Genomic DNA, 11,112 nt, shown 5'->3' with positions numbered 1-11,112 from the left:
AGTTCCAACGACCTCTACCAAACCCACTTCACCTCCAACCAGTCCGCGATACCCTCAGAATCTCAGGTGGTGCATTGACCGGTTGAGGTCGCCATGGTCTCCTGAGACGGGTACGCAGGCGACGTACGACGCGACCCGCATGTATTGGCGCGTGGGCGCTGACACCCGCGAGCGTGCGGTCTATGCCCTTGGTGTGGCGGGCGGCATTGTCCGCGGCGCGTACCGAATTCAGACATGGCACCAGGGTGACGAAAGGGGACGGTGGGGCTTTGATGGCGTGCCGGCGCCGGAACTCGACGTTGTGGGTACGAGCGTTGAGCGGCTCGCACCTCCGAGGGGCGCGGCAAATCCAGTGCGCCGTTACCTCGACGGCATTCCCGCGAGTGAGGAAAAGCCGGTTCAGGCGATCGCTCGCGAACTCAACGTCGAGCCGCTTGCACGAATCATGTTTGGGCAGCGCGAGTTGTTTCACAGCAATTTTCTCGCGTGGTTCTTTGACACACTGCCGACTATCGCCGATGCCGTGTTCCGCGATCTCACTACCCAGGACATCAAGAGTGACGACCTCGTGCGGCGCGTCGAACGAGAGCGGGAGAATCTAGACCTTGTGCTCCGCTGGCCAGGCGCGGCACCGCTGGTCATCGAGAACAAGGTGTTCGCGCTGCCCGAGAAGGCTCAACTCGACGAGTATCGGGGTAAGACCGCACGGTGGAAGGGTGCGCCCGCACAACACATTTTGCTGAGCATGTCCCCACTCCTCGAACCTGTCGACGGCTGGACCCACCTCAGCTATCAGGAGCTTGCAGAACGCATCGACCTCGCCCTCGCCGACATCGACGACAACAGTTATGAGGTCGAAACGGTCAGACGCTATTCGCGGGTTGTGAGGCTTTTGAGCGCGCTCCTCGACACCACGGTCGTGCGCTCCACGCAGGAGTCGGCATGGTTAGACAGCTCGGAGCTTGCAGAGATCGATTCGAAGCAGACCCGCACCGCGCTGCGGAAGCTCCGCGCGCGGCGTGTGCAGGCGGTGATCGCGGACGAAGGTCTAAGGGAGGGATGGACGGAGGCAGACATCAGTCACGGCCAAGCCCTGGTCGGGTGGCGACGTCACGTTCAAATCGCAGGAGTGGAGCTCGAAGCCGGGTGGCAGTACCAGGAGGGGCAGTTCCGGCTGTGTGTCGTGTTGCCGCACCTCGAGGGTCGTTCCGGGGAGGACAAGCGTGCCCGCGAGATGTTCGCCACTACCCACCCGGAGCTGTTTAACTTCGCGCCGCTCTACGACATCCTTGCGTCACCAGATGGGTTCGTTATGCCGCGCGACGGCTTTGGGCACTTCGCTCCGTTATTCGTATACAAGTACGTCAAAGCGCCGGATCAGTCCGTCGAGCAGCTCATCGCAGCCACCCACGCAATCAACGCCTCACTCGAGGATCTGTAGGGTCGGCTCATGTCCTTAACGAGCCACCTTAATGATCTCGATTCAGCTGTGCGGCGATTCGTCTACGAGAGCGCGCCGGACCTAGCACTCGCCGGAACCAGGGGCGCTCAGGGCAGCGCAATGGCTTCACGGTTTGGTTTCGATGCGCTCACTTCACTGCCAACCCAGATACCCATCCCCGCTGAGGTGAAGAGCCGTGATCGCAGGAGCCACGCGATCACGGCGGGGATGGCAATCGACTACCGTATCCGCATAGCTCTACCGGGCTTCGACATCACCCAGACCATGGCGCAGCAGGGCCTCGATCGCCTCTGCGCGAACCCCGCCGTGGTGCACCGTGGCAAGCACATCGCAACCCTGCTACAGGAGGCACTCGGCTTCGCCTTCCTGACTATGAAAGAGACGGAACCTCATCCGCTCAGTCTTGCCAGGCTGGCGGTTCCGCTGGCATGGTGCGAAGCGATCTACCGCGCCGGACCTGTGACCGCTTTAACGAATGACCTAGGTCGACAGATAAAGCGTGCGAAGACATCCGTTGACTTGATGATGAGCATCGAGGATTCGCTAATCTTCGACATCGCACAAATGCACAAATCGCTTACCCCGCTCCTCGAGGAGTGGGGCGAGGCTATCTCTCGCGGCGTCCGCTACACGCCGAACCCCAGCTTCCTCGGAAGTGCTGCCGTCGGAGGGGCGGATGCGGACTTGGCAATTGACGACCTGCTTGTTGATTTTAAGACGCGCGAGGACATCACGAACCCGTGGCTCAGGGACACCCTGTTTCAACTGCTCAGCTACACGCTCCTTGACCTAGACGACTCGCTCGGCATTCGTCGCGTCGCCATCCTGCTTCCGCGTCAGCCATACATCGCGATCTGGACACTAGACGACCTCTTCGGCCGAGATTCTGAGGAGGCTTTACCAGAGCTGCGCGAGGAGTTCGCAGGCTTGCTCGTCGAGACGATGAGTGACCGACTTGCCGAGGGCGTTGCAGCCAGCACCGAGATCGATTGACGACCGCAGCGAGCTCGAAAGCAAGGCGGCACTCCTCCTCTTTCCGCCTCGCATTACGCTCGTTTACACAGTGGAGGCGACCTTGAGCACTTGTGCAGACGGGCGCGAGAACTGACATTCTGCACCCGTCGAAATCGCTCACTTTGGTTCTCTAACCAAGTGCGAAACGTGTACTGTCATAACGCGAGGGAGACACGGATTGTGCAACCCTCCGGACTGGGGGAGGACACATGGATCGACCGGAACGCCTCGACGGCGTTGAAGAGCCGCGGCTGATGCCTGATGGCGTTCTGATCGGATACGCCCGCATGTCCACCACGGACCAGAACCTCGAGGCGCAAACCCGTCAGCTGGTAGACGCCGGTTGCTACGACGTCTACGCGGACCACGGAAAGTCTGGCGCAACAATGACGCTTCCTGAGCTGGAGAGCTGCCTGCGCGCACTGCAGCCAGGCAACACTCTTGTGGTGACGAAGCTCGACCGGCTGGGCCGGACGGTGCGCGGGCTCGTGGAACTCCTTGACTCGCTGCATGAGCGGGGCATTATGTTCCGGTCACTCACCGAGGGCATCGACACCATCACGGCCTCGGGCCGGCGGATGTTCACCGTCATCGCGGACGTCGCGGAGATGGAACGCGAGCTGATCCGCGAACGGACCAAGCCCGGCCTTGCTGTCGCAGCGGGGAAGGGCGGCCGGCCACCGCGCCTCCAACCACAGGATGTCGTTGAGGCCCGAAGGCTCAGGGAGACGGAGAAGCTGACCGTCGAAGCCATCGCGCAGCGGTTCAAGGTCCACCGGTCGACGATCATCCGCGCACTGCGTACCGATGGTCTCGCGGGTGCTGGATACAAGGGTCAAGCCAGTGGTGGTTAGAGGACTGAGGTTGGCGTCTGTGAACCCTCCCCGAGGAGGGGTCGGGCGCTGGGTACGGTGGGGGCAGTATTTTCACCGGCACCAGGGGGCATTCGATGGCGCGATCGCGCAAGCGCAACCAGATTGATGGACAAGCGACTCTCGACCTAGATGCATTTCTTTTCGCACCACCAGAGGAGGTTCTCGATGAACAAGTACGGCAAGTTCGCGCAGGAGACGTGGAAGATGACCGCGCCGTCGCAGTACGCCCTGATACTGGACCCGGAGGAGTGGTTCCGGAAGCTGGGGGAGGAAGCGGAGCAGAGGGTCGAGGATCTGACGCGGGAGCTAGCGGGCCCGGACTCGATGACCGACTCGTTCCTGGAGAAGTACGGACGCTTGACGGCCTCGAAGATGCAGGCCGAGGAAATCGTTCGGGCCGAGATGCTGACTCCGAGCGAGATGGAGGGCGACGAGACGGACGAGGAGGAGACGACCAGCTCGATCCTGTTGGAGCACCGGAAGGAAGTGAACCGGATCCTGCAGGAGGGGATGGAGGAAGTCAGGGCCGAGGAGCTGGCCTATCAGGACGCGAGGAACAATCCTCAGAGCTGACCCCCGCGGTTGAAGCGGACACCCGTTTCATTCCGGCACGGCAGGATGACCTTGCTCCATCGGGTGCCCGTGCGCGTTTCCAGGCCAACGTCGCTGCGCTGCGTGTTCTGCGCGAGCTGCAGGACCAGGATCGGGCAGCCACCGCACAGGAGCGTGCCGTGCTGGCACGGTGGGGGAGCTGGGGCGCCACGGGCGTCGCCGAGGTATTCGATGAAACCCGGGCCGAGTACGAAGCTGACCGCGCCGAGCTGCGCGAGCTGCTGAGTGAGGACGAGTACCGGGCCGCGAACCGGACCGTCATCAACGCCCACTACACCGACTCCGCCCTCGCCACGGAACTCTGGCAGACCCTGGGCACGCTGGGCTTTACCGGTGGCCGTGTCCTCGAACCGGGATCCGGTGCAGGCACCTTTATCGGCCTCGCACCCGAGACCGCGACCATGACCGGTGTGGAGCTGGACCCGATCACCGCGGGCATCTCCCAGGCCCTCTACCCGGACGCTGACATCCGCGCCGAGTCCTTCGCTGACACGCGCCTGCCTACCGGGTACTTCGACGCTGCCGTCGGCAACGTCCCGTTCGCCAAGACCAGGCTGCACGACCCGCGACACAACGCGGGCAACCACTCGATGCACAACCACTTCATCATCAAGTCCCTCGACCTCACCCGACCCGGTGGCGTCGTCGGCGTCATCTCCTCCGCGTTCACCATGGACGCCCAGAACCCGGCAGCCCGCCGCGAAATCTACGAGACAGCCGACCTGCTCGGCGCGGTCCGCCTGCCAACCGGTGCGCACCGTCGCGCCGCCGGCACCGACGCCCTCACCGACGTCCTGATCTTCCGCAAACGACTCCCGGGAGAGGAACCGCTCAGCCCGCAGTGGTTGGAGTCGCGTGTCCTGTCCGTAGGTGACAGCCAGGACGCCGCGCAGGATGTACTGCTCGACGCGAGCCAGGACGTGGCCCGGATGAACGCCTACTTCATCGAGAACCCGCAGCGGGTGCTGGGTGAGCCCGTGGTGGGTAACGGCATGTACGGGTCAGCGACGCTCACCGTGCGCAACGAGGACCTGTCCGCCGTACCGGAGCAGCTGCACGACCAGCTGCAGGACATCGCCCTCACCGCCGTCGACGCCGACAGGGGAGTGGCAGAGCGTCAGGACGGGCAGGTCATCGAGTCTGCCGCCATCGTCCCGGCAGGCAGTGACCTGCAGGTCGGCCATATCGCAGCCGTCCCGGACGGCACGTTCACCCAGGTTGGGATCGACGGCACGGTGGTTCCGCTGGCCGTGCCACGGACGGCGGCCGCCGAGTTGAGGTCACTGCTGAACCTCCGAGATGCTGGACGGTCGGTCCTCGTGCTCGAGGCGACCAATGTGGAGGACACACCCCAGCTCGGTGCTGCACGGCAGGATCTTCAAAGCTCCTACCAGGCGTATGTGGCCACCTACGGGCCGATCAACCGGTTCTCGGAACGGCGAACCGGTAGGACCAATGACGCTGGCGCGGACATCATGGCCAGAGTCACGCCGAAGGCCGTCGCGCTGATGAAGGGCGAACCATTTGGTGCGCTCGTGAAGGCGTTGGAGAACTTCGATGAGGGTAGTCAGACGGCTACGCCGTCGGCCCTGCAGCGCGAACGCCAAGTCCAGCCGCGCCAGCCCATCCGCGGCGTCGACACCCCGGCTGAAGCACTAGCTGTCACCTTGGACAACACGGGTGAGGTCGACCTCGCAGAGGTTGCTCGGCTGCTCGGCGTCGAACGAGGCGCTGCACGGCAGGCTCTGGGTGAGCTGGTCTATGACGTGCCAGGGGATCCGGGTGCTTTGGAGACGCGGGCGGAGTACCTCAGCGGCAACATCAGGGAAAAGCTTGATCGTGCTGTCGAAGCCGCAGCCGAGGACGAGCGGTACAACCGCAACGTCCAGGACCTCCGCGGTGTACTGCCGCTTCCGCTGGGCGCGGATGAAATTGAGGCGCGCATCGGCTCTGTGTGGATCTCGGCCGAGGTGCATCAGGAGTTCCTGCAGCACATCACCCGCGACCCACGGGCACGCGTAGATCGGATCACCGGCGCAAACTGGGACGTCCAGGCCAGCAGGCACAGCTTCACCGTCCGCAATGACTGGGGAACGGAGAGGATGCCGGCGGGAGAGATTTTCAAGAACCTCCTCGAACAGAAGCGAGTTCAGGTCACCGACCCTGACCCTGATCCGCAAAGCCAGCGGCGCACCCTGAACCCCACCGAAACCGCTGCGGCGCAGGAGAAGGCCCAGCTGATGCAGGACCGTTTCGGGGAGTGGGTGTGGGAAGACGCCGACCGTGCTGTGGCTTTGACGGACGAGTACAACCGACGCTTCAACTCGCTCGTGCTGCGCGACTACACCGTCGAAGGCGAGCGGTTAACCCTGCCCGGGCTCGTGAAGAACTTCGAGCCCAGGCCGCACCAATTAGCCGCTGTGGCTCGCATGATTTCCGAGCCGTCCGTGGGGCTCTTCCACGAGGTAGGGGCTGGCAAGACCGCCGAAATGGTGATGGGTTCCATGGAGCTGCGCCGGTTGGGTATGGCCCGTAAGCCCGCGGTGATCGTGCCGAACCACATGCTCGATCAGTTCGCCAGGGAGTGGCTGCAGATCTACCCTCAGGCGCAGATCCTCGCCGCTTCCTCGGCCGACCTCGCCGGCGAGAAGCGCCGGGAGTTCGTCGCCCGCGCGGCCGCGAACGACTGGGACGCGATCATCTTGACCCGCACTGCGTTCGAGCGCATCCAGCTCTCGGACGAGTCGCAGGTCGCGTACTCCAACCGGGAGATTGAACGGCAGCGCGCCGAGCTGAACGCAGCAAAGCAGCGTGCCGACGCGGCAGGCCAGAAGATGCTCTCCGTGAAGAAGATTGAGAGCCGCCTGCAGGCGCTCGAGGAGCGCACAAAGGCCAAGCTGGACCGGCCGACCGACCCGGGGATCACGTTTGAACAGACCGGTATCGACTACCTGCTCGTGGACGAGCTGCACGACTTCAAGAATCTCGAAACAGCATCGAACATCCAGGATGCCGCTATCGACGGTTCGAACCGTGCCACGGACCTCCACTCCAAGGTGGAGTACCTGCGCAGCGTCCACGGGGATCGGGTGATCACCGGCGCGACGGCGACGCCGATCGCCAACAGTGTCACCGAGATGTACGTGATGCAGCGCTACCTGCGCCCTGACCTGCTGGAGAAGGCCGGCATCAACGACTTCGACACGTGGGCTGCGACCTTCGGCCAGGTCGTGACCGAGATGGAGATGACCGTCGCCGGCGGTGACAGCTTCAAGATGAAGGAACGGTTCTCGAAGTTCCAGAACGTGCCCGAGTTGCTGAAGATGTTCCACACCTTCGCAGACGTGAAGACCGCCGAGGACCTGCAGCTACCGGTCCCCGACATCGAGCAGCGCGACGACGAACGACGGCTGCCGCGCATGGTGGCGGTCGAACCGACCATCGAGCTCGAGGTGTACATCGCGGACATCGCGGATCGCGCCGAGAAGATCCAGGCACGTCTGGTCGATCCGACCGAGGACAACATGCTGAAGATTTCCACGGACGGCCGGAAGGGTGCCCTGGACATGCGGTTGGTTGACCCGGACCTCGACGTACTGATCGGGGAGACGAAGATCGGCGCGACAGCGGACCTCCTCGTGAAGGTCTACGAAGAGAACAAGGACCGCATCTACGACGACCCGGCAACGAAGGAACCACACCCCACACCGGGTGCACTGCAGATCGTATTCTGCGACCTCGGCACACCGTCGGACAACTGGAACGTGTACGGGCAGCTGCGCGAGGACCTGGTGCAGCGTGGGGTTCCAGCAGAGAAGATCCGGTTCATGCACGAAGCCAAGAACGACGCCGAAAAGGGCCGGCTGTTTGCGGCCTGCCGGACAGGGGACGTCGCGGTGCTGGTCGGTTCGACCCAGAAGATGGGCGTAGGCACGAACATCCAAGACCGTGCCGTGCACCTGGTCGACCTCGACGCACCATGGCGACCGGCCGACGTCGCGCAACGCCACGGCCGCATCATCCGGCAGGGGAACCAGAACCCCGAGGTGGCCATCTCACAGGTGGTCACCAAGGGATCGTTCGACACCTTCATGTGGCAGACGCTGGAGCGCAAGAGCAAGTTCATCGACCAGATCATGCGCGGGCGCCTCGACGTTCGCGAGATCGAAGACGTGGGAGACAGCACCCTGTCCTTCGCGGAGGTCAAAGCCATCTCCAGCGGCAACCCATTGATCTTGGAGAAGTCCAAAGCTGATCAGGAACTGACTCGACTACAGCGCCTCGAACGTGCTTGGCACCGCAACCAGGCAGCACTGACCCGCCGCAAGGACAGCTCACTCGTCCGAGGTCGCGCATTGGTTGCGGAACTGCCCGCGCTGAAGGAAGCCGCCGCACGCACAACCCCCGATGTTGGAGGCGACGCGTTCCGCATGACCATCAACGGTAGGACCCTCGACAAGCGCACAGACGCAGTGGAAGCGCTACGCACGTGGGCGGACAGGAACGCCGCAGGTCGACCCCCTATCCAGGGGTCGAAGGACCTCGGTGTGATGGCCTCCATCGGTGGTCACGACATCAGGTTCGTACAGGGCCAAGCGAACATGGTCGAGATGGGTGCATCCCGCGTGGAGTTGCAGATCGAGGGTGCGCCTGGCGTCGCAGTGGAGCTCAAACGAAACGATGCTCTGTTCCCGACGGTCGGGGTCATCCAGCGCATTGAGAATCAAGTCACGCGCCTGCCGGACGAGGTGGTAAAGCGTGAGCGACAGCTGGAGGAAGCGCGGCAGGAGTACCGCGACGCGGCGAACGCGCTGAAGCAGCCGTTCAAGCACACCGAGGCGCTGGAAAAGGCCAAGTGGGAGGTCGAGAGGATCGGTCGTGAGATGCGCGGAGAAGACGCCGCGCAGACAACGCTCACCCCTGAACTGGAGGAACTAAAGCGCCACATGCGCATGGCTTTCCCGAACTCTCCGAAGCCCGGACAGGCTCCTGACCCCTCTTCAGGAAATGATCGAGCCGGACGCGCTCACGCACCGAGCTTGAAGCGTGACGGTGGGTTAGAACGCTAGTCTCCAGACACAGAAGAGGCGGTTCCTACGCAAGGTAGGAACCGCCTCTTCTTCTACTTTTAGAGTCCGGTGTTAGCAATCATCGACCCCAACGCGCCGACGAGCTCCCGTAAGCCGTTGTAGGATTCGTCCCCCAACTTGGCAGCAATCGCTCCCATGAACGCGCCGTAACCGGCTTGAAGTCGTGACGTCGTGGTCGCTGTAGATTGAGCCTCTTCCTCCAGCTTCCTGAACGCCGGCCACGCTTCCTCGGGCACGTCCTGTAGCTGCTCGAGCTGCGCCCTTATCTCCGCTAAAAGGTCGCCTGCTTCCGAGTTGCCCAGGTTGAAAGTGATGTCGGTTTGCGAGACCTGATCACCAACCGCTCCGGCGCCCATTTGTCCGTTGTTTGTGAGGTTCCTACTGTTGTCGTAGATCGTCGTTCCTCCGTGTCTAATGAAATCAGTGGGTGTCCGTGGGTCATCCATTGCCTCGACTCCGAGCGGAGTGATTGTGGGACGGACAAGACCATCGCTACCCCACGATCCGATGCCCTTGATAAGGGCCCATTCCTGCAGAGCTCCTACTGCACGCTGGTGCTCCTTCTCGGTCACCTCAATTCCGTCAACGTTCTGTCCAACGATGTCGTCGGTGGAGGTCGGCTCATCGTCTACAAGTCTCAGGATTGCCTTCTGAACAGCTGCACGCCGCAGTGGGCCGGACCGCCGCGATTCGATGAGTTGCTCTGCGAGACGACGTCCCCGTGCGGTCAGTAACCACGGCCCCGACACAGGTCGTTCTTCATCGAGCAAGTCATGTTCGAGGAAGAATCTCGTCGCCTCAAGGTTGTCCTGGTCGTTGAAACCGTGCCTAGCGCCGCGCTTATCGGCGTTCTCGTACGCCCACACCAAGATGTCTCCAGCGGGTACTGACGACAGGGCGGACAGTAGCTGAGCATCACTCACGAGGAGACCTCGCTTGAGGTTGCGGGCGACTCTGGCGCGGAGGCGCTCTTGCGCGCCTGCCTGCGCTTCACAATCCCGCCAGCTTCCAGTCCGAGCTTCTTCAGTTCCTCCTCGCTCCAGCCGTCCTTAGTCGCTCGGACGTATGCCTTCTTATCCTCGCGCTCAGCCTCGGCGAGCTGCTCGCGCAGCTCGTCTACACGTTTCCGGGCGATCACCAGGTCGGTGACAGATTCGATGCGTGAGTCGAGGAGTTTGCGTGCCTGGTCTTTGGTGGTTTCGAGGTCGATGGTAGCCATGCTCATCAGCCTAACGTCGTGCACAGACAGCCGCCACGGGGTGCAACTTTCATCGGCCCACGGGGTAATCGTGGAGGTACCCGTTAGCGGGATCGTTGAACCAGTCCTCGATGTCGCCGGAGTCATACCGGACTGTGTTCCGTCCCAGTGTGAAGTAGGGCGGTCCGATGTTCGCTCGGCGCCACTGAGCAAGCTCCTGGCTTGTCACGCCGTACAACTCAGCCACGTGCTTTGGTGCCATCATCGTGCCCACCATGAGTCCCTCTTTCATCCTTGCCCCCGTTCCTTTCGGCAACGCCGTCATCACTTGGACGCGAAGTGAATTGGCAAGGTGGAGAGGTCGGACCGTGGAATACCGGAGCGAAGCGAGGATATGCCGCGAAAGCCGGCCTTGGAGCCTTGCCAAGAGAAGGGCGGACAGTACATTCACAAGCCGAAACGGAACGGCGCAGCCGTGAGAATCAATCCAGACGCGGAGCGTCTTCCGAGAGCTCGAACACCTACCCGATACACCCCGCCGGGAAGAGTGTTCTCAACCGTCGTCGGAGCAAGCTATGTGTTTATGTGCTATAAAAGCGAATTCCGCTGGCGCCTGCGGCTGGGCGGTGACACACTTGGGGTGTGGGGCCTCCTTTGGAGAGGCGCTGCGCTGGGCCTGAAGGGAGTGCGAGCGATGAGCGAAAGCCAGGAGCAGGAGCCCGCTTCGCGTCCTCCTAGTGCCGGCAAGCGACACGTGTGGTCCTCGCGGCGCAAGCGCATCGAAGGTAAGACCGTGTACGTGCGGGTCTCGATGTCCGAGATGGAGCGTGCTCAGCTGCTGCAGCTGGAGGCTCAGACAGG

The 11,112-nt window shown here is 62.7% G+C and carries 8 protein-coding genes; 5 read left to right on the top strand and 3 right to left on the bottom strand.

The window, feature by feature from the left end; translation table 11 throughout:
• Window positions 1-151: 151 nt before the first annotated feature.
• From AC0Z9V_RS17910 to AC0Z9V_RS17895, 4 genes are all read left to right on the top strand, one after another.
• Window positions 152-1,441 (top strand): PD-(D/E)XK nuclease family protein, encoded by a 1,290-nt coding sequence (locus tag AC0Z9V_RS17910; RefSeq protein ID WP_485142357.1) that lies wholly within the window; start codon window positions 152-154, stop codon window positions 1,439-1,441.
• Between the two features lie 9 nt (window positions 1,442-1,450).
• The gene (locus AC0Z9V_RS17905; protein WP_485142356.1) at window positions 1,451-2,455 is read left to right on the top strand and encodes a hypothetical protein; all 1,005 of its coding nucleotides are present in this window, start codon (window positions 1,451-1,453) and stop codon (window positions 2,453-2,455) included.
• A 230-nt stretch (window positions 2,456-2,685) separates the two neighbouring features.
• On the top strand, window positions 2,686-3,330 hold the full coding sequence (locus AC0Z9V_RS17900; protein WP_485142355.1) for a recombinase family protein: 645 nt from the start codon (window positions 2,686-2,688) through the stop codon (window positions 3,328-3,330).
• 186 nt (window positions 3,331-3,516) lie between these two features.
• A complete protein-coding gene (locus AC0Z9V_RS17895; RefSeq protein WP_485142354.1) occupies window positions 3,517-3,924 on the top strand; it encodes a TnpV protein in 408 nt (135 codons plus the stop codon).
• Here the strand turns inward: AC0Z9V_RS17895 and AC0Z9V_RS17890 are convergent.
• Entirely contained in the window at window positions 3,915-4,235 is a 321-nt protein-coding gene (locus AC0Z9V_RS17890) for a hypothetical protein (protein ID WP_485142353.1), read from the bottom strand. The genes AC0Z9V_RS17895 and AC0Z9V_RS17890 overlap by 10 nt on opposite strands.
• A 318-nt stretch (window positions 4,236-4,553) precedes the next feature.
• Here AC0Z9V_RS17890 and AC0Z9V_RS17885 point away from each other — a divergent pair, with 318 nt between their 5' ends.
• Entirely contained in the window at window positions 4,554-9,032 is a 4,479-nt protein-coding gene (locus tag AC0Z9V_RS17885) for a helicase-related protein (RefSeq protein WP_485142352.1), read from the top strand.
• 59 nt (window positions 9,033-9,091) lie between these two features.
• Here AC0Z9V_RS17885 and AC0Z9V_RS17880 read toward each other — a convergent pair whose 3' ends face one another.
• Together AC0Z9V_RS17880 and AC0Z9V_RS17875 are read right to left on the bottom strand one after the other, a co-directional pair.
• Entirely contained in the window at window positions 9,092-9,976 is an 885-nt protein-coding gene (locus AC0Z9V_RS17880; protein ID WP_485142351.1) for a hypothetical protein, read from the bottom strand.
• The gene (locus AC0Z9V_RS17875; RefSeq protein ID WP_485142350.1) at window positions 9,973-10,272 is read right to left on the bottom strand and encodes a hypothetical protein; all 300 of its coding nucleotides are present in this window, start codon (window positions 10,270-10,272) and stop codon (window positions 9,973-9,975) included. The genes AC0Z9V_RS17880 and AC0Z9V_RS17875 overlap by 4 nt, the downstream gene beginning before the upstream one ends.
• Between the last annotated feature and the right edge of the window lie 840 nt (window positions 10,273-11,112).

The organism is Arthrobacter sp. UYP4 (assembly GCF_057291175.1).
Note: the sequence above shows the minus strand (reverse complement) of the source record. Positions and strands in the feature narration are given on the sequence as shown.

Coding starts and splice junctions, on each gene's coding strand:
- AC0Z9V_RS17905 (WP_485142356.1), top strand. CDS start 1,451: ATGTCCTTAACGAGCCACCTTAATGATCTCGATTCAGCTGTGCGGCGA.
- AC0Z9V_RS17900 (WP_485142355.1), top strand. CDS start 2,686: ATGGATCGACCGGAACGCCTCGACGGCGTTGAAGAGCCGCGGCTGATG.
- AC0Z9V_RS17895 (WP_485142354.1), top strand. CDS start 3,517: ATGAACAAGTACGGCAAGTTCGCGCAGGAGACGTGGAAGATGACCGCG.
- AC0Z9V_RS17885 (WP_485142352.1), top strand. CDS start 4,554: ATGCACAACCACTTCATCATCAAGTCCCTCGACCTCACCCGACCCGGT.
- AC0Z9V_RS17875 (WP_485142350.1), bottom strand. CDS start 10,272: ATGGCTACCATCGACCTCGAAACCACCAAAGACCAGGCACGCAAACTC.